At 56.1% G+C, this 18,209-nt stretch carries 17 protein-coding genes; 4 read left to right on the top strand and 13 right to left on the bottom strand.

Features of this window, described 5'->3' with window-relative positions:
- Window positions 1-33 precede the first annotated feature (33 nt).
- Window positions 34-1,284: an MFS transporter gene (locus HX778_RS20370; RefSeq protein WP_038472909.1), complete on the bottom strand. Its 1,251-nt coding sequence runs from the start codon at window positions 1,282-1,284 to the stop codon at window positions 34-36.
- Between the two features lie 99 nt (window positions 1,285-1,383).
- Between HX778_RS20370 and HX778_RS20365 the strand changes: the two genes are divergently transcribed.
- The 3 genes from HX778_RS20365 to bioD all read left to right on the top strand — a co-directional run bounded on the left by HX778_RS20365 (window position 1,384) and on the right by bioD (window position 4,447).
- On the top strand, window positions 1,384-2,286 hold the full coding sequence (locus HX778_RS20365; RefSeq protein WP_038472907.1) for a LysR family transcriptional regulator: 903 nt from the start codon (window positions 1,384-1,386) through the stop codon (window positions 2,284-2,286).
- Between the two features lie 125 nt (window positions 2,287-2,411).
- Complete coding sequence (gene mlc / locus HX778_RS20360) at window positions 2,412-3,629, top strand: sugar metabolism global transcriptional regulator Mlc (protein WP_038472904.1); 1,218 nt, start codon at window positions 2,412-2,414, stop codon at window positions 3,627-3,629.
- A 122-nt stretch (window positions 3,630-3,751) separates the two neighbouring features.
- A complete protein-coding gene (gene bioD / locus HX778_RS20355; protein WP_038472900.1) occupies window positions 3,752-4,447 on the top strand; it encodes a dethiobiotin synthase in 696 nt (231 codons plus the stop codon).
- Here the strand turns inward: bioD and clcB are convergent.
- From clcB to HX778_RS20315, 8 genes are all read right to left on the bottom strand, one after another.
- On the bottom strand, window positions 4,400-5,692 hold the full coding sequence (gene clcB, locus HX778_RS20350; protein WP_038472898.1) for a voltage-gated ClC-type chloride channel ClcB: 1,293 nt from the start codon (window positions 5,690-5,692) through the stop codon (window positions 4,400-4,402). The two genes, bioD and clcB, sit on opposite strands and share 48 nt — an antisense overlap.
- Window positions 5,693-5,789: 97 nt before the next feature.
- On the bottom strand, window positions 5,790-6,935 hold the full coding sequence (gene osmV, locus HX778_RS20345; protein ID WP_038472895.1) for an osmoprotectant ABC transporter ATP-binding protein OsmV: 1,146 nt from the start codon (window positions 6,933-6,935) through the stop codon (window positions 5,790-5,792).
- Window positions 6,936-6,971: 36 nt separating this feature from the next.
- Window positions 6,972-7,610, bottom strand: a complete 639-nt coding sequence (osmW, locus tag HX778_RS20340) for an osmoprotectant ABC transporter permease OsmW (RefSeq protein WP_038472891.1) — start codon at window positions 7,608-7,610, stop codon at window positions 6,972-6,974.
- 9 nt (window positions 7,611-7,619) lie between these two features.
- On the bottom strand, window positions 7,620-8,525 hold the full coding sequence (locus HX778_RS20335; RefSeq protein WP_176982889.1) for a glycine betaine ABC transporter substrate-binding protein: 906 nt from the start codon (window positions 8,523-8,525) through the stop codon (window positions 7,620-7,622).
- Between the two features lie 18 nt (window positions 8,526-8,543).
- Window positions 8,544-9,260: an osmoprotectant ABC transporter permease OsmY gene (gene osmY / locus HX778_RS20330; RefSeq protein ID WP_176982888.1), complete on the bottom strand. Its 717-nt coding sequence runs from the start codon at window positions 9,258-9,260 to the stop codon at window positions 8,544-8,546.
- A gap of 312 nt (window positions 9,261-9,572) precedes the next feature.
- Complete coding sequence (gene dmsD / locus HX778_RS20325) at window positions 9,573-10,199, bottom strand: Tat proofreading chaperone DmsD (RefSeq protein ID WP_176982887.1); 627 nt, start codon at window positions 10,197-10,199, stop codon at window positions 9,573-9,575.
- Window positions 10,200-10,212: 13 nt separating this feature from the next.
- Window positions 10,213-12,654, bottom strand: coding sequence for a selenate/tellurate reductase subunit YnfE (gene ynfE / locus HX778_RS20320; protein WP_176982886.1), 2,442 nt, complete (start codon window positions 12,652-12,654; stop codon window positions 10,213-10,215).
- A 214-nt stretch (window positions 12,655-12,868) separates the two neighbouring features.
- Window positions 12,869-13,141 carry a DUF1161 domain-containing protein gene (locus HX778_RS20315; RefSeq protein WP_176982885.1) on the bottom strand — a complete coding sequence of 91 codons (273 nt, stop codon included), beginning with the start codon at window positions 13,139-13,141 and terminating at the stop codon, window positions 12,869-12,871.
- Between the two features lie 239 nt (window positions 13,142-13,380).
- On the opposite strand from HX778_RS20315, the gene HX778_RS20310 reads away from it, so the two are divergent.
- The gene (locus HX778_RS20310) at window positions 13,381-14,091 is read left to right on the top strand and encodes a YnfC family lipoprotein (RefSeq protein WP_176982931.1); all 711 of its coding nucleotides are present in this window, start codon (window positions 13,381-13,383) and stop codon (window positions 14,089-14,091) included.
- 52 nt (window positions 14,092-14,143) lie between these two features.
- Here HX778_RS20310 and HX778_RS20305 read toward each other — a convergent pair whose 3' ends face one another.
- From HX778_RS20305 to HX778_RS20290, 4 genes are read right to left on the bottom strand one after another with little or no spacing between them, the layout of a single operon-like run.
- Window positions 14,144-14,932: an HPr family phosphocarrier protein gene (locus HX778_RS20305; RefSeq protein ID WP_176982884.1), complete on the bottom strand. Its 789-nt coding sequence runs from the start codon at window positions 14,930-14,932 to the stop codon at window positions 14,144-14,146.
- A complete protein-coding gene (locus HX778_RS20300) occupies window positions 14,919-16,346 on the bottom strand; it encodes a PTS fructose transporter subunit IIC (protein ID WP_176982883.1) in 1,428 nt (475 codons plus the stop codon). Before HX778_RS20300 ends, HX778_RS20305 begins: the two co-directional genes overlap by 14 nt.
- A gap of 10 nt (window positions 16,347-16,356) precedes the next feature.
- Complete coding sequence (gene pfkB, locus HX778_RS20295; RefSeq protein WP_176982882.1) at window positions 16,357-17,271, bottom strand: 1-phosphofructokinase; 915 nt, start codon at window positions 17,269-17,271, stop codon at window positions 16,357-16,359.
- 23 nt (window positions 17,272-17,294) lie between these two features.
- Entirely contained in the window at window positions 17,295-18,149 is an 855-nt protein-coding gene (locus tag HX778_RS20290) for a tagatose bisphosphate family class II aldolase (RefSeq protein WP_176982881.1), read from the bottom strand.
- Between the last annotated feature and the right edge of the window lie 60 nt (window positions 18,150-18,209).

Raw genomic sequence — 18,209 nt, 5'->3', positions numbered from 1 at the left:
TTAAGCTTACCTGAACACGAGAGCGGCAGCAGGTTAGTGTGCCTTGTGGTGCAAACGCGTGGCGACCAGCAAAGCCACCAGCAGCAGCGAGCCGATAAATGCCGCTACGCCGTTCCAGCCAAACTGGTGCCAGAACACGCCGCCGAGGGTGCCCGCGAGGCTGGAGCCAAGATAATAGCTAAACAGATAAAGCGAGGAGGCCTGGCCTTTTGCCCGCCGGGCGCGTGGGCCAATCCAGCTGCTGGCAACCGAGTGGGCGGCAAAAAATCCCGCAGAGAACAGCAGCATCCCGGCAAAAATGACGATCAGCGAGGAGAAGACGGTCAGCGTCAGGCCAAGAAACATAATGGCGGTGAAGCCAATCAGCACCGGGCCACGGCCATATTTCGCGGTCATGGCGCCCGCTTTTGGCGAGCTCCAGGTGCCGGTGAGGTAGGCCACGGAGAGCAGGCCCACAATGGCCTGGCTGAGGAACCACGGCGCTTCCATCATCCGGTAGCCAATGTAGTTAAACAGCGTGACAAACGCCCCCATCAGCAGGAAGCCCTCGGCAAACAGCAGCGGCAGCCCTTCATCACGCCAGTGCAGGCGGAAGTTAATAAACAGCGTTTTTGGCCGCAGGCTGGATGCGCGGAAATGCCGGGACTGGGGCAATATTTTCCAGAACATCAGCGCCGAGGCGAGGGCAAAACAGCCGATAGCCGCCACCGCCACGCGCCAGGTAAAGAAGTCGGTCAGGACGCCGGTGATAAGGCGGCCGCTCATACCGCCGATGGAGTTCCCGCTAATGTATAAGCCCATCGAGAAGGCCACCACGCTGGGGTGCATCTCCTCGCTAAGGTAGGTCATGCCGACTGCCGCAACGCCGCTTAAAGAGAGGCCGATAAGGGCGCGCATAATAAGAATGCCGTGCCAGCTGGTCATCAGCGTCGACAGCAGGGTACAGCAGGAGGCCAGCAGCAGCGCGGTCACCATCACCTGTTTACGGCCGATGGCGTCCGAAAGTGGGCCGGTAAACAGCAGGCCAATGGCCAGCATGGCGGTAGAGACCGAGAGCGAGATACTGCTGCTCGCCGGGCTGACGCCAAACTCATGGGATAGCACCGGCAAAATAGGCTGCACGCAATAAAGCAGGGCGAAGGTAGCAAGGCCGGCGGAAAACAGCGCCAGCGTGACGCGCATAAACTGGGGAGTACCTCGTTTGATATAGCTGACAGAGTGGGAAGCAGGGCTTTCGTCGGCATCCTCTGTCGGGGCGGTGCTGACGGTAGTTGTACGACTCAAGATAAATCCTTACGCGGGCGTTAACTTATTCTTTACAGAGTAGAAAAGTGTAAATGTTCTGTCTAATATATTAATAATCTCAAATGATACTTTAAACATATGAATATTGAGCTGCGCCATCTTCGCTATTTTGTCGCCGTCGCCGAAGAGCTGCATTTTGGCCGGGCGGCTGCCCGGCTGCGGATCTCCCAGCCGCCGCTTAGCCAGCAAATTCAAATCCTCGAAGAGCAAATCGGTGCCCGACTGCTGGCGCGCACTAATCGTAGCGTTAACCTCACCGCGGCGGGGCAGCAGTTTCTCAGCGATGCCCGGCAAATTCTCAGTCAGGTTGATGCCTCTGCCGCACGTGCCGCACGCCTGCATCAGGGGGAAACCGGCGAGCTGCGTATCGGTTTTACGTCCTCCGCGCCGTTTATTAAAGCAGTTTCAGACAGCCTGTCCCGCTTTCGCAAGCGTTACCCTGACGTGCATCTCCAGATGCGTGAAGTGAATACCCGCGAGCAAATTGCCCCTTTGAATGAGGGCGAGCTTGAGCTGGGGCTAATGCGTAATACGCGCCTGCCGGATACCCTGAACTGGACGCTGATTTTGCGTGAACCGCTGCTGGCGATGGTTCATCGCGACCATCCGCTGGCCAGCAGCCGCTCGGTATCGCTTAAACAGCTTGCGCAGGAGCCGTTTGTTTTCTTTGACCCGCACGTTGGTACCGGGCTGTACGACGACATTATCGGCTTACTCCGACGTCATCATATCGTGCCGTACATCACTCAGGAGGTCGGTGAGGCGATGACCATCATTGGTCTGGTTTCTGCCGGGCTGGGGGTATCGATTCTTCCTGCTTCGTTTCAACGCATTCGCCTGAGCGATGTGGTGTGGCTGCCCATTGACGAACAGGAAGCGCAGTCTGAACTTTGGCTGGTCTGGCCGAAGCACCGGGAGCTGTCGGAGGCGGCAAAGCGTATCTCGGCGCTGTTAACCGAAGCCTCATGGGCGTTAAAATAGGCCTAATGTGGCGGGATTATGTGCGGTAAATCACATCCCTACCTAAATATTTGACGACCCTGCGGGAAGTGTTTCACCATAGCCTGAAAGTTTATTTCGAAGCGCGAAAATAAAGGGAGTACCACGTGGTTGCTGATAGTCAACCGGGCCATATCGATCAGATTAAACAAACCAATGCCGGCGTTGTTTATCGCTTGATTGATACCCACGGCCCGGTGTCGCGGATCGATCTTTCCCGCCTGGCGCAGCTGGCCCCGGCCAGTATCACCAAGATTGTGCGAGAAATGATTGAGGCGCATCTGGTACAGGAAACGGAAATCCAGGATCCCGGCAGCCGGGGCCGCCCTGCGGTGGGCCTGATGCTGGAAACCGAAGCGTGGCATTACCTCTCCATACGCCTGAGCCGGGGCGAAATCTCCCTTGGCCTGCGCGACCTCAGCAGCAAGCTGGTGGTAGAAGACTCGGTGGACCTCCCGACGGATGACCAGCAGCCTCTGCTGGAACGCATCGTTTACCAGGTTGACCAGTTCTTTATTCGCCATCAGCATAAGCTTGAACGTCTCACCGCCATCGCTATCACGCTCCCTGGCATTATTGATACCGTGCACGGCATTATTCATCGCATGCCGTTCTACGATATCTGCGATATGCCGCTGGGCGAGGCGCTGGAAAAGCACACCGGCGTGCCGGTATTCATCCAGCACGACATCAGCGCGTGGACCATGGCAGAAGGGCTGTTTGGTGCCTCTCAGGGAGCCAGGGATGTTATTCAGGTAGTGATTGATCATAACGTGGGGGCCGGGGTGATCACCGATGGCCGCCTGCTTCACGCCGGCAGCAGCAGCCTGGTGGAAATTGGTCATACGCAGGTCGACCCGTATGGCAAACGCTGCTACTGCGGCAACCACGGCTGCCTGGAAACTATCGCCAGCGTGGAAAGCGTGCTGGAACTGGCGCAGCAGCGTATGAGCCAGTCTATGGGCTCGATGCTGCACGGCCAGCCGCTGAGCGTGGAATCGCTGTGCGACGCCGCGCTGAACGGTGATCTGCTGGCCAAAGACATTATCACCGGCGTCGGGCAAAACGTTGGGCGCATTCTGGCCATCATGGTTAACCTGTTTAACCCGCAAAAGATCCTTATCGGTTCGCCACTTAATCGCGCCGCCGCGATCCTTCATCCGGCCATCACCGACTGTATCCGCCAGCAGGCCTTACCCGCCTACAGCAGCCACACCGTGGTGGAAGGGACACAGTTTAATAACCGCGGCACCATGGCCGGGGCGGCGCTGGTAAAAGATGCAATGTATAACGGCTCTTTACTAATTCGCCTGCTGCAGGGCTAATCTTAGGCCCTGATTCACCAAAAATTGCGCTATCTCAATCTGGCTAAAGCGCCATTCTTTTAGACTTCCCGAGTTAATTTTTCTCTTTACTTATATGGCTAGCATTACCTCGGGAGACAGTCATGCTTAAGCGTTTCTTTATAACAGGTACCGATACCGCCGTGGGGAAGACGGTGGTTTCACGAGCCTTGCTGCAGGCGTTGTCGGCCAGCGGGAAAAGCGTCGTCGGTTACAAACCGGTCGCGAAGGGCAGTAAAGAGACGCCAGAGGGGCTGCGCAACAGGGATGCGTTGGTACTGCAAAGCGTCTCGACGATCAAACTGCCTTACGAAGCCATTAACCCCATTGCGCTGAGCGAAGAAGAGAGCAGCATCAGCCATCACGGGCCGATTAACTATTCGCTGCTGTCGAGCGGGCTGCAAAGGCTTTCCGACCAAATGGACCACGTCGTGGTGGAAGGCACGGGCGGCTGGCGCAGCCTGATGAACGATCTGCGCCCGCTGTCTGACTGGGTTGTTCAGGAGCAACTGCCGGTGCTGCTGGTGGTGGGCATTCAGGAAGGCTGCATCAATCACGCTTTACTGACCGCGCAGGCGATTGCTAATGACGGGCTGCCGTTTATTGGCTGGGTGGCTAACCGTATTAACCCAGGCCTGGCGCACTACGCGGAAATCATCGAGGTGCTGAGTAAGAAACTGCCAGGGCCGCTGGTCGGTGAGCTACCGTATCTACCCCGAGCAGAACAGCGCGAACTCGGGGCGTATATCGATTTATCCCGGTTGCGCAACGCTCTGACGGTAGACCGACTGCGGGCGTAACCAGCGCGACAGCGTTGAGGCGATAACGCAGGTCAGCAGTAAACCGGGGAGCAGCGTAAACTCCCCGGTCATTTCGCAAATCATCAGCGTCGCCATAATCGGCGCATGCGTGGTCGCCGCCAGCAAAGACGCCATTCCCGTTAGCCCCAGCAGGATAATCAGCGGTTCGCCGCCTCCCCAAAGCCCGCAAATCTGCCCAAACAGCATGCCCAGCGCCGCGCCCATAAACAACGTTGGCGTAAAGACGCCGCCCGGTGCCCCGGACCCGCTGCTTGCCATCACCGCCAGCAGCTTGCACAGCAATACGCCAGCCACAAACAGCAGCGCGGGCGGGCTGGAAAGAAACGACTGCACCACGCTGTACCCGTTGCCCCAGGCGGTTGGCGTCACCAGCGAGAGCAGGCCGACAATCAGCCCGCCGAGCGCCAGCTGCAGCGGCGGCGACAGCCGAAGACCGCGAAATAGCGCGCTGCTTTTGGCCAGCAGCCACAGCATGAGCGGCCCGGCGACACCCGCCGTTAACCCGAGCAGCGCCATCAGCCCGTAATGGGCAGGCAAAGGCGGATCGAGCAGGGTGACGATGTACAGCGGGGCCTGGCCGCCGTTCAGCAGGTGGGTCATCAGCAGGGCGCTGACGGCGGCAATCACCACCGGCCCCAGCGAGGCAAGCATCAGCGAGCCAAATAAAATCTCCGCGATAAACAGGCTGCCCGCCAGCGGCGCATGGTAGGCGCTTGCCATCCCGGCGGCGGCTCCGCAGGCCACCCATAGCTTCCATTCTTTGTCTGGGGTAAAGCGCTGCGCAAATACGGAGGCAAAAACCGTTGCCAGCAGGATCATCGCCCCTTCACGGCCGATGGCGCTGCCGCTTGACACGACGATCAGCGATGCGGCGGATTTGACCAGGCTGGAAGGAACGTCCAGCCTGCCGTCGCCTGTTTCAATGGCTTCCATATAGTCGGTTGGCGCAGAAGGGCGCTGGCGGGTAGCTCTCTGCCAGCCCCATAGCAGAAGCCCGGCCAGCAGGCCGCCTGCCGCAGGTGTTAATACGCGTCGCCATGGCGCGAGCGCGGACGCCGCCGCAACAAGGCTGCCGCCGTGGTCGCCCAGGAAGACGTTTTCCAGCAGATACATAGCCTGACGAAATAGCCACACAACCAGCGCGGAGGCCAGGCCAATAAAGATCGCAATCACCAGGCGGCGAAGCATTTCTCTGATGTCCGGAAAGGCGTGTAAACGGTGCATAGCGCAAAAGGTAGCGGGGGAATGGCGCTATTGTGGGGGAGAACGCCGATAAGCTCAAAAGGAAAATGCGCCACCGGGAGGCAGCGCATGAAGTTGCTTAGCTCTGCTGAATATTCAGCGCCCGGCGCGTTCGGCCCGAGCTGAGATAATCGGCAATATAATCCTGCGAAATTTCCCCACTGTAGCGGCCATCTTCATCGGTGATCGGCATCCAGACCATGTTGTGCTCATACAGCTTAGAAAGCACGATGCGCAGGTTTTCCTCCGCGCGGCCTGTTACACGGAACGGATGAAGCAGGTCGATACAGCTGCCGGTTGTGCCTCGAGCTTCGCGACGCTTAACGAAGCCCAGGGGTTTGCCGTCGGCGTCAACCACGGTTATCGAACGCATGTCGTTATCGTCCATGGTGGCGAATGCTTCCGCCAGAGGCGTGGATTCTCGCGCCGTAATGGTAGGCTGCTGGTCGGTGACGTCCCCGGCCTGCACCAACAGCAGGCGCTTCAGCGTGCGGTCCTGGCCGACAAACGAGCCGACGAAGTCATTGGCCGGTTTCGCCAGCAGCTCATCCGGGCTGGCGCACTGGACGATTTTGCCCTGGCGGAAGACCGCAATCCGGTCGCCCAGCTTCAGCGCTTCATCAATATCGTGGCTGACCAGCATCACCGTCTTTTTGAGCTGGCGCTGCATATCCAGAAATTCGTTCTGGATGGTTTCGCGGTTAATCGGGTCGACCGCGCCAAACGGCTCATCCATCAGCAGCACCGGAGGATCCGCCGCGAGGGCGCGGATCACGCCAATTCGCTGCTGCTGGCCACCCGACATTTCACGCGGGTAGCGGTTAAGGAAGCGGTTGGGGTCGAGCGCCACCATGCTCATTAGCTCGCTGGCGCGCTCTTTACAGCGGGCTTTGTCCCAGCCCAGCATGCGCGGCACGACGGTAATGTTTTCTTCGATCGTCATGTTGGGGAACAGGCCGATTTGCTGGATAACGTAGCCGATATTACGCCGCAGGGTGACGGTATCCAGATCGTTGGTGTCCTGGCCGTTGATTAAGATTTTGCCGCCGGTCGGTTTTATCAGGCGATTGATCATTTTCAGCGTGGTGGTCTTGCCACAGCCGGAAGGGCCGAGTAGGACACACATTTCTCCTTCGGGCACGTTCAGGCTGATGTTGTCGACGGCGTTAAAGGTCTGGCCGTTTTTCTGCACAAATTGTCGCGTGAGATTTTCAAGTTTTATCATTATTAACTCTCCTTTGAATACGGCTTCACGGTGGGGCTACCACTTAGTGAAATGCAGCTGCAGGCGATGCAGCAGCCAGTCAAGTACGATGGCTAACAGGCAGATCATCACCGCGCCGGCAATCAGCATGCGGATGTCACTCCCGCCGATGCCGTTGAGCAACAGCAGGCCCAGGCCGCCCGCGCCGATGACGGCGGCAATCGCCATGACGCCAATGTTCATGACTACGGCGGTGCGGATGCCGCCAAAAATCACCGGCAGCGCCATGGGAATTTCCACCCAGCGCAAGCGTTGCCAGAATGTCATGCCGATGCCGCGTCCGGCTTCACGCAGCCCCGGCGGCAGGCTGTCCAGCGCGGTGTGGGTGTTGCGCACAATCGGCAGCAGGGAATAGAGGAATACCGCCGTGACGGCAGGCACCACGCCAATACCCTGACCGATCAGCGAAAACAGGGGGATCATCAGGCCAAACAGCGCCACGGACGGAATGGTGAGCAAAATCGTGGCAAAGCCCAGAACCGGCGTAGCAAGCCATTTATGACGCACGATGAGAATACCCAGCGGCACGCCAATGATGATGGCCAGGCCGACGGCAATCAGGACTAACCAAAGGTGGTGCAGGGTAAGGGAACCAATATACCCCGCGTTATCAATCATATAGTGTAACGTTTCCACGATACCTCCTTAGAGCAAGCCTTTCTGCTGCAGGAATTCTCGAGCGACCTGCTGCGGGGTTTCATGGTCGATATCAACTTTGGCGTTCAGGGTTGTTATCACCTCATTGTTCAGCTCGGACGAAAGGGTGTTCAGCGCCTCTTCAAGCCCGGGATGAGAGTCCAGTACGTCTTTACGCACGACGGGCGTGACAGCGTAACTTGGGAAGAAGCCCTTATCGTCCACCAGCGCTTTCAGGTCAAAGCCCTTCATCCGTCCGTCGGTGGTGTAGATCAGCCCGGCATCGACAAAACCGTCGCGGATGGCGTTATAGACCAGGCCAGGGTCCATCTGGCGGATCTGCGGGCGGTCCAGCGGCATGTTGTAAACCTGTTGCAGAGGCTTCAGGCCGTCGCTGCGTCCGGCGAATTCGAGATCCAGGCCGAGCATCCAGTTATGTTTCGGGTCGGTCTGGCGAATATGCTCGATGCGTTCAACCAGCTGCGACATCGTGGTGATGCCTTCTTTTTCTGCCCGCTCGCGCTTCATGGCGAAGGCGTAGGTGTTATTCATTTCGGCCGGTTTAAGCCAGACGAGGCCAAGTTTTGCATCCAGCTTTTTGACCGTGTTGTACGACTCTTCGGGCGTCATGCGCTTATTAATATGGTTGAAGATAATCAGCGAAGTACCGGTGTACTCCCAGGTCATATCAATCTGTTTATTGATCATCGCATTACGAGAAATCACCGTCGCGATGTTGGTCTGGGGCGTAACCTGAAACCCTTTTTTAGCCAGAAACTGGGTGGTCATGGCCGACAAAATATGCTGCTCGGTAAAGCTCTTGGTCGCCAGAATCAGCGGCGCGGCCTGGGCCTGTGAGGCGATAAGTGATGCTGCGGCAAACGCCGCCGTCAGCACGCGTGAAAGCAGTCTCATAAACGCTCCTTATTGTTGTTATTTAGCGGTATGGGGGCTAAGCGCCCGGCCCAGGCTGGCGAGCGCCAGGTCAAGGATCAGGGCGAACATCGCTGTCGCCACGGCGCCGAGTATCAGCGTCGGGAAGTCGTTCAGGTAAATCCCCGGGAAGATAAGCTCGCCGTAGCTGCTCGCGCCGATAAGAAAGGCCAGCGGCGCCGTACCGACGTTAATGGCGGTGGCAATACGCACGCCGGAAAGAATCACCGGCCAGGCGTTAGGGATTTCTACCTGACGTAGCCGCTGCATTTTGGTCATGCCAATCCCGTTGGCGGCCTCTATTAGCGAGGGGGGAACGCTGCAAAGTCCGGCATAGGTATTGCGTACGATGGGAAGCAGCGAGGCGAGGAACAGGGCGATAATGGCCGGCTTGTCGCCGATGCCGATAATAACCATCGCCAGCGCCAGCACCGCTAGCGGCGGCAGCGTGTTGCCAATGTTGAAAATTTGCATGACGTACTCTGCCCAGCGGCGAGCCGCAGGTCGGCTGAGCAAAATCCCGCTGGGAATACCGACCAGCAGGGCGAGAGCCATAGAGCTGAAGACCAGAATCAGGTGTTGCTGCCCGAGGTAGAGTAAATCGACCTGGCGGGCTTTAAGGGTGTCGAGGCCGATGCCCCAAACCAGTAGACCGAGCACTAAAAAAAGCGCAAGCAGTCCGAGCAGGAACCGTGTTGCGAAGGATGCGTTTTGCATTGCAGTGTGTCTCCCTGGGTGCACGCGTTATCGCCGCCGGAGGGGCGGCCTGTTGTTATGCCATGTGTCGGCAGGGTGTCTGGAGCTATAGCAACGCAGCGGGAAGGATTCCAGCTTTGGGGACAATTAAGTGGCTAATGGTTTATCAGGTAAAGTAATGCCCAGGCCTTATGGCTTCTGGTCTGAGGGAGAAAAGTAAAGATTTGTCTTAAAAATGTTAACGTGAAGTGACGTTGTCACATTTGTGGTGTGAGGAAATCAGCGATTTTTCAGGAAACCGGTCGCGCCCGGCCTCCTGAAAGTCCAGGATTCTTAGAAGTGCAGTTCTTTGCGGGCAACGGGCATCAGCATGCCTTGCTGCCAGCCTGAAAGCGTCATTCTGGTCAGTAAACCTAGCCCACGATAGAAATCATTCGCCGCGTTTTCGGTAAACAGGTTCAGATAACGATCGGCCCAGGGCAGCAGGTGCCAGGCAAGCAGCTCGTCAAGCTGCGGCTGTTGCCCCTGGTCGGCAAGCCAGGCCGCCAGCATCAGCATTAAGCCAAAATGATCTTCTGGCTCGTTTTGCTCCGTTTGCGGGGCAAAGCCCTGCGCGCGCATCCACTGGCGAAGCTCAAGCATCGAGTCGCCAAACAGCACGTTTTCTTTATCCAGATAGACGGAACCCCAGGGCGGCGCGGGCAGCGCGTACGGGCCAATAAACAGGCGCTGATATTCTTCGCCTACCGGCGTGTCGCTGTCCGCCAGGCCTGTGGCCATCATCGAGGCTATTTCCGCAAGTTCGGGAGCCTGTACCGGCCATTCTTTTACCCACTCAGGGGCTGAGAGCATCCCGAGAAGCGAGGCGCAGTCCGGGTGGTTCGGCGCATGGTAAAACAGGGCTCCGAGCACCCGGCCGCTAAGGGCTACCGCCGACAGGCGTTGTTGTTCAGAGGTCATGATTGATTCCTTCTTAGATCTTTTTAATCTCAACGAGATTGGTGTGCTGCGGGTTGCCCTTTGCCAGCGGCGACGGGCGATGCGTTGTCAGCGTATTGATGCAGGCCCCGTGGTCGATTCGATCGCCCCCCATATCGGCATTATGCCAGGCACCCTGGCCCATCGCCGCAACCCCAGGCATGATGCGCGGAGTGACTTTGGCCTCAATACGCACCTCACCGCGCCCGTTAAACACGCTGACCTTGTCGCCGTTGGTTATTCCGCGCCGTTTGGCGTCGAGCGGGTTAATCCAGACCTCCTGACGCGCTGCGGCCTGCAGGACGTCAATATTGCCATAGGTTGAGTGTGTTCTGGATTTGTAGTGGAAGCCAAACAGCTGGAGCGGAAACTCGCGGCGTTGCGGAGAGTCCCAGCCTTCAAACGTTGAGGCATATACCGGCAGCGGGCTGATGGTTTCGTCTTTTTCCAGCTCCCAGTTGGCGGCAATATCGGCCAGCTTGCTGGAGTAAATTTCAATTTTGCCGGACGGCGTTTTGAGCGGATTGGCCTGCGGATCTTCACGGAATTTTTTGTAAGCCACGAAATGACCCGCCGGATCTTTACGCTTGTAAATGCCCATTTCACGCAGGGCCTCATAGGCTGGCAGTGCCGGGTCTTTTGCCAGCATTTTCGCGTACAGATATTGCAGCCACTCGCGCTGGGTTCTGCCTTCCGTAAAGGCCTGATGCACATCGCCGCCCAGCCGTTTTGCAACCTCGCTCATCATCCAGTAAATAGGCTTGCGTTCGAACTTAGGCGCGGTGGCGGGCTGGATGAAAATCAGGTAGCCCATATTGCCCGCGTAATCGTTAGGAATGATGTCCTCCTGCTCAACGGTCATCAGGTCCGGCAGCAGAATGTCGGCGTATTTCGCCGAAGAGGTCATAAAGTTCTCGATCACCACAATCATCTCGCACTGCTTGTCGTCCTGCAGAATGGCGTGGGTCTTATTAATGTCGGAATGCTGGTTGATGATGGTATTGCCCGCGTAGTTCCAGATGAACTTAATCGGCACGTCCAGCTTATCTTTGCCACGCACGCCGTCGCGTTTGGCGGTCATTTCCGGGCCGCGGGTGATGGCATCGGTCCAGCTAAAGCAGGAGATTTGCGTTTTGATCGGGTTTTCCAGCACCGGCATGCGTTCGATGGTAATGGTGTAGGTGGATTCGCGAGCTCCGCTGTTGCCGCCGTTAACCCCCACGTTGCCGGTCAGAATCGGCAGCATAGCGATGGCGCGTGAGGTCAGCTCACCGTTAGCCTGGCGCTGCGGACCCCAGCCCTGGGCAATGTAGGCCGGTTTTGTACCGGCAATTTCACGCGCCAGCTTGATGATTCTGTCAGCAGGAATGCCGGTAATTGCGGAGGCCCACCGCGGGGTTTTCTCCACGCCGTCGTCGCCTTCGCCCAGAATATAGGCCTTATAGTGCCCGTTACGCGGGGCATTTGCCGGCAGGGTGTTCTCGTCGTAGCCGACGCAGTATTTATCCAGGAAGGGCCGATCGACCAGATTTTCGCTAATCATTACGTGGGCGAGACCCGCCACAAGCGCCGCGTCGGTGCCGGGACGAATGGGGATCCATTCATCTTCGCGACCGGCGGCCGTGTCGGTGTAGCGCGGGTCGATAACGATCATTCTGGCGTTTGAACGCTCGCGGGCTTGCTCAAGGTAATAGGTGATGCCGCCGCCGCTCATGCGTGTTTCCGCCGGATTATTGCCGAACAGAACGACCAGCTTGCTGTTTTCGATATCCGACGTGCTGTTGCCGTCATTGCTGCCGTAGGTATACGGCATCGCGCAGGCGATTTGAGCGGTGCTGTAGGTGCCGTAATGGCTCAGAAAACCGCCGTAGCAGTTCATCAGGCGAGCCACCAATGAGGCGTAAGGGGACGAGCGGGTAATGTTCCCGCCGACTACGCCGGAAGAGTAGTTAATGTAAACCGCTTCGTTGCCGTATTTTTCGACGGTTTGTTTCAGGCTGGCGCTGACGATGTCCAGCGCTTCGTCCCAACTGATGCGTTCAAACTTGCCTTCGCCTCGGGCGCCTACGCGCTTCATCGGGTAATTCAGGCGTTCCGGATGGTTGATCCTGCGGCGAATAGAGCGCCCGCGCAGGCAGGCACGGACCTGGTGGTCGCCGTAGGTGTCCAGCCCGGTATTATCCGTTTCAACCCAGAAGACTTCCTCGTCACGAACGTGCAACCGCAGGGCGCAGCGGCTGCCGCAGTTTACCGAACAGGCTCCCCAGACAACTTTGTCTTTGCTCTCCGGCGACAGGGCGTCAGCGACCGCGGCTGCCGCGCTACGCATGCCAAAAGGCAGAGAAATGCCGCCAGCGGCGAGCGCCAGGCCGCCAATTGCAGAAGATTTTACCAGGCTACGGCGGCTGATCCCGCCTGGATTATTGAGGTTCGACATCGCTCTCTCCATGACTTTTTGTCGTGTGGAAGACGTTATTATTTGTGTTTTGAGTTTTGGTGATTGCTAAGGCTGCCCGCTAACGGGCTCTTTCGGGGGAAGAGTGTTACTTATTTAGGAGTAGAGGTTATTAACGCCAATCAAAGTTGCGGCTGTTGAAGGCAAATAGGCAGGTATACAGGGGGAAGCAGGGCGCCAGGCACCCTGCCAACGTTTATTGCGGTTCATTTTCCGGCGCGGCGCCGCCGGCAATGCGGGTATAGACAATTTTTTGCGTATCGTTAGCGCAGTGACCAACGACCTGACCGCCGGCTTTATCCGCCTGATCGTTCGGGACGATGGTGAGCGAGAAGCCTGACTCCGGTACGCCGTTATTGATAATTTTCTGCTGAATGTCAGCTTTTACCTTTTCGCAACTGCCCTGTGCGGCCAACGCCGGGGTGGCAGCGATCAGCAGTATCGTGCTTAACCAAACGGTACGTTTCATCATCTCTTCCTTATGTTGAGGCGAACTATAAGCTTGATGTCAAACGGCCGAAAAACGTGGTTTTCGGCCGTTTGGGGCAAACCAGAAAACATTATTCATTGTTTCTATCAGACCATAAGCCGGACTTAAAGAAACAATGAACATTGCCGTTACCCTTTCTATAAGAATAGCGCTTCTAGTGTAAAGTGTTGTATTTGCTTATATCATGTTATGACATGAAAACAAGAGAGCGGCAAAACGTGAAGAAAATCATTATCCTCGGTACGCTGGCTTTAGGGCTTGTCGGATGCGACAACTCGACGTCACCGCAGGCGTACACCCCGGAAATGGCCAGTTTTTCTAACGAGTTCGATTTCGATCCTATGCGCGGCCCGGTCAAAGAATTTAGCCAGACCTTGATGAATGAGCAGGGGCAAGTGCTGAAAAGGGTCAGCGGCTCGCTGTCTGAGGAAGGGTGTTTCGACAGCCTGGAATTTCACGATCTTGAAAACAACAGCGGCGCTTCGCTAGCGCTCGACGCTAACTACTATGTTGATCAAGTCAGCCGTGAAAAACGGGTGAGGCTGCAGGGCAAATGCCAGCTTGCAGAGTTGCCCGCCGCAGGCATCAGCTACGACACCGACGACAATGATTTTGTGATAGCCGCGAAGGGCAAAGACGTGCTGGTGACCTACAAATACGACAGTGAAGGCTATCCGCTGGGAAAGGTGACTAAATCAAAAGACAGCGAGCTTGCCATCGTGGCAACAGCCGGGGTCGATAAAAAGAAAAAGTTGGATTACAGCGCAACCACCAGCCTGAACGGTAAAATCATCGGCGTAGCGAAGCAAACCTGTGATTACGACAGCCATTTTAACTCGCTGTCCTGTGACCTGGAAATGACGGATGACTCCGTCACGCCGCCAACCGTCACGCATTACACCATCAAAAATACGGTGGAGTATTATTGATCTCGCGGGTATCACGAAGTGCCGGACGTCCAGCGACCTCCGGCATGTGAAATTAACTAAGCAAACGGGATAACCAGCTGCGTTTCGGTTGTTCTGGTGGGGTTGAGGGCGTTTCTCCCAGCCCCTGGTCAATGCCTTGCCCAATGGCAGCAAGTACCCGGCGGGCGTCGGTACCACTCGCGGTAAACCGCATACGGTGGCCCATTTTTGCCCCTAACGAAACCACCTTCATCAGGTTCTTACCATCAACGGGCCCGGCAGCGCTGTCCATATTTTCAACGATGACACGACTTTGAAACTGTTTGACCAGTTTCACCAGCACGGCGCTCGGACGGGCATGCAGCCCATGAGGATTGCGGATCACAAACGTGGCCTGTTCTCCTTCTATGGGGGATTCTTGTGTTGCGTTTTCGGCGCTGTTGCCGGTCAGAATGGCTAAAACCTCCGCTGGCGTAGCCGCCTGCGCCAGCGCGAGCGGCACACTCTCGTCGCTCAATGCGCGGGTTAGCTGGCGCAGAATATCGAGATGCTCGTTTGAGCGTGCGGCAATACCAGTGACCATCCGCGCAACGTTGTTTTCTCCCCAGTCTACGCCTGGCTGAAACACAATGACTTTCACGCCGGTATTAATCACTGCATGGCGAGTTTCTGGCGTACCGTGGGGGATAGCGATACCGTTCCCCAGATAGGTTGAGATTTGCGCTTCACGAGCCAGCATTCCCTGCAAATATTCCGGCGTTGTATTTCCTGCCGCCACTAACTTTTCGCAGACGAGCTGGAGCGCCGTAAGCTTATCGACACGCTCATGGCTGATGAAAATATCCTGTTCACAGAGTTGCATTTTGACCTCCTGCCTGAAGAGCTGCGGTGGGTTGCTTGCGGCTATTCCACAACCGCCATGATCCCAGCATTACTGCCCCGCAGACGGAGCCCGCCAGAATACAGAGCACCCACGTGAGCGGTTTGCTGACCAGCGGAAGAATCAAGAAGCCGCCGTGCGGGGCTGGCACTTCAATGTGCAAGCTGTAGCTGAGCACGGCTGAGATGGAAGAGGCGATCATCATCATTGGAATAACGCGGAGCGGATCTTTCGCCGCAAAGGGGATTGCCCCCTCGGTAATATGCGTGCAGCCAAGAATGTAGTTCACCATCCCGGCCGCGCGTTCTTCTTCGCTAAAGCCTTTGGGGAAGAAGGTCGTCGCCAGGGCGATAACCAGCGGCGGAGTAATACAGGCCGCAGAAACGCCGGCCATAAAGAAGAAATTCCCCTGGCCAAGCAGCAATGTTCCCGTGACATACGCCGCTTTGTTGACCGGGCCACCAAAGTCGAAAGAACACATCGCCCCGACAACAATGCCAAGAAGAATAGGGTTGGCCTGCTGCAGCGAGCTTAACCAGCCCATCATACCGTTGTTGATGGCCGCGACGGGTTTGCCGAGCAGCACCATCAGCACGCCGATCGCTAACACACCAATGAGCGGCATGATGAAGATCGATTTTAGACCTTCATACTGGCGCGGTAGCCCGTCGAGCAGGCGACGGACAAGCAGCATAAAGTAACCGGCAGCGAAACCGGCGATAATCCCGCCGAGAAACCCCGCTCCCGTCGCGTTTGCCAGCAGGCCGCCAACGAACCCGGCTACCATGCCCGCGCGCCCGGAAATCGACCACGCAATGTAGGCCGTAAAGACCGGCACCATGATTGAGAACGCCTGCTGCCCGACCTGCATTAAGGTCGCCGCGATAGCGTTGTACTGCGGGGAATTCGGGTCAGCAGAGTAAATCCCCCACAAAAAGGAGATAGCAATCAGAATGCCGCCTGCGACCACGAAAGGCAGCATGTTGGACACGCCGCTCATCAGATGTTTATAAATCTGCCTGCCGAACGATTCTTGTTCATATTTCTTCTTTTCTGCTGCGGGTACGGCGGATATTCCCTGACGAAGGGAAAGTTGCCCGTTGACGACTTTATTGATTAACTCGACCGGGTGGTGAATGGCTTCTTTAACCGGCACTTCAATAACCGGGAGTCCATTAAAACGTTCGGCGTTTACGTCTTTATCTGCGGCAATAATAACCCCGTAAATATCATTCAGATCGTCTGGCGTGATTTCATTCTCTACGCCGGAAGCACCGTTTGTTTCTATCTTTATTTCAAAGTTTAATTTTTTTGCTGCATTCTTTAAGGCCTCTTCAGCCATAAACGTATGGGCAATACCTGTAGGGCAGCCGGTAACGGCAATGATCTTTTTCATAATCGGGCCTTTATAATTGGACGATTTGAACCTGCTGTAATAATTCTTGTATGCGATCGAGTTTTCCCAGACCCGCTGAACCTGCCACGTTAGCGCCGGTGGCGCTGGCAAGAGCTAGCGCAAGGGAGATATCTTCCCCGTTGAGCCACTGGCTGAGAAACGCGCCGAGCGCTGCGTCCCCTGCGCAAGCTGAACTGACAAGTTCCACTTCTGGCGCGGAAGCAAACCACAGATCGCTGCCGTTGGAAAAATAGAGCCCTTTTGCGCCAAGCGTTAGCAAAACATTACGGGCACCAAGCTGATGTAACGTTCGCATCGCAGTCCGAACCTGAGGGACATTCTCGACCTTGAGATTAAATATTTCTTTTAATTCATCGTCATTGGGTTTGATCAGCAGGGGATTAAGCTCAAGTAATTGCCGCAGTGCAGGATGGCTGATATCAAGAATGACTTCTCCCCCGCGCTGTTCGCACAGCGATATAACTTCCGCATAAAACAGGCTTTCAATACCCGGCGGCAAGCTGCCGCTAATCACTAAATAATCCCCGGGACGGATGCAGTCCAGATGCTGGATGATCTGTTGTTTACATTCATCATCGATAGGGGCACCGGTGTTTACCAATTTATATTCATTGCTGCCGTCATTAATAAAAACATTAATTCGTGTAGCTGCCTGCACCCAGGAAGGCGTCACGTTGATTTTTTGTTTTTTAAGTTCCTCCACAATATAGCGCCCGGTAAATCCGCCAAATATGCCCATGACGTGGGTCGGCTGTCGAAAGTGATTAAGGACTAAAGAAACGTTAACGCCTTTGCCGTTAGGGCAGTATTCCGTGCGCTGGGTGCGGTTCACGGTAGAAGGTTGTAGAGAGCCGCAAAAAATATTCATATCAATGGCGGTGTTTAAAGTCAGAGTATGGATCACGACATTGCTCCTTGCGCCGTTGGTTAGAGTTGCCCTTCACAACCACAGACATGAATGACTTTACGGACGACTTCTTTCATCGCCTCTTTGGCGGGCTGCATGTAATGTCGAGGATCGTTCGCCCCAGGCTGCTCGATGAAGTACTGTTTCAGCGCGTCTGAGAACGCGATTTTAAGTTCGGTGGCGACGTTAACCTTACAGACGCCGAGCGAAATAGCCCGGCGAATATCCCCCTCAGACAGACCGGAAGCGCCGTGTAACACCAGCGGAACATCCACGCATTCACGGATAGCGGCCAGGCGATCGAAATCGAGCTTCGGCTCGGCGGCATACAGCCCGTGAGCCGTCCCGATAGCTACCGCCAGCGAATCGATGCCGGTGCGGGAGACAAATTCACTAGCCTGCTGCGGGTTGGTGTACAGCGCATCCTTCGCGTCAACGACCAAATCGTCCTCTACGCCGCCAAGTCGACCAAGCTCCGCCTCTACGCTGGCATCATAGCGATGGCTCAGCTCTACAACGCTTTTCACCAGCGCGATGTTCTCTTCAAAAGCATAATGTGAACCGTCAATCATCACCGAGCGAATACCGGCCTGTACCTTGCGAGTAATATCCGGCAGATCTTCGTGGTGATCGAGGTGCAGCGCCAGGGGATGATCCCAATGTTTTGCCAGGTCTCTGGCTATTGCCACAACGTTGCCCGTTCCCGCGTAGCTATAGGTTCCCGGCGTGCCGGCCAGGATCAGCGGCGAACGCATTTCAGCGGCCGTTTCCACCACCACCTGCATCGTTTCCAGATTGTGAATGTTAAATGCCGGCACGGCATACCCCTGGTTCTGGGCTTTTAACAACATGTTTTTACTGGAAATAACATACATATTCGCTCCTTTCGGTTGCAAAATATAAAAAATTAACTAACTATCTCTTACGTTTGTAAA

Source organism: Cedecea sp. P7760 (assembly GCF_013386425.1).
Taxonomy (GTDB): domain Bacteria; phylum Pseudomonadota; class Gammaproteobacteria; order Enterobacterales; family Enterobacteriaceae; genus Cedecea; species Cedecea selenatireducens.
Note: the sequence above shows the minus strand (reverse complement) of the source record. Positions and strands in the feature narration are given on the sequence as shown.

Bases quoted from the DNA above. Each gene is read 5' to 3' on its own strand.
- HX778_RS20365 (WP_038472907.1), top strand. From the start codon at position 1,384: ATGAATATTGAGCTGCGCCATCTTCGCTATTTTGTCGCCGTCGCCGAA.
- bioD (WP_038472900.1), top strand. From the start codon at position 3,752: ATGCTTAAGCGTTTCTTTATAACAGGTACCGATACCGCCGTGGGGAAG.
- clcB (WP_038472898.1), bottom strand. From the start codon at position 5,692: ATGCACCGTTTACACGCCTTTCCGGACATCAGAGAAATGCTTCGCCGC.
- osmV (WP_038472895.1), bottom strand. From the start codon at position 6,935: ATGATAAAACTTGAAAATCTCACGCGACAATTTGTGCAGAAAAACGGC.
- HX778_RS20335 (WP_176982889.1), bottom strand. From the start codon at position 8,525: ATGAGACTGCTTTCACGCGTGCTGACGGCGGCGTTTGCCGCAGCATCA.
- osmY (WP_176982888.1), bottom strand. From the start codon at position 9,260: ATGCAAAACGCATCCTTCGCAACACGGTTCCTGCTCGGACTGCTTGCG.
- dmsD (WP_176982887.1), bottom strand. From the start codon at position 10,199: ATGACCTCTGAACAACAACGCCTGTCGGCGGTAGCCCTTAGCGGCCGG.
- ynfE (WP_176982886.1), bottom strand. From the start codon at position 12,654: ATGTCGAACCTCAATAATCCAGGCGGGATCAGCCGCCGTAGCCTGGTA.
- HX778_RS20315 (WP_176982885.1), bottom strand. From the start codon at position 13,141: ATGAAACGTACCGTTTGGTTAAGCACGATACTGCTGATCGCTGCCACC.
- HX778_RS20305 (WP_176982884.1), bottom strand. From the start codon at position 14,932: ATGCAACTCTGTGAACAGGATATTTTCATCAGCCATGAGCGTGTCGAT.
- HX778_RS20300 (WP_176982883.1), bottom strand. From the start codon at position 16,346: ATGAAAAAGATCATTGCCGTTACCGGCTGCCCTACAGGTATTGCCCAT.
- HX778_RS20290 (WP_176982881.1), bottom strand. From the start codon at position 18,149: ATGTATGTTATTTCCAGTAAAAACATGTTGTTAAAAGCCCAGAACCAG.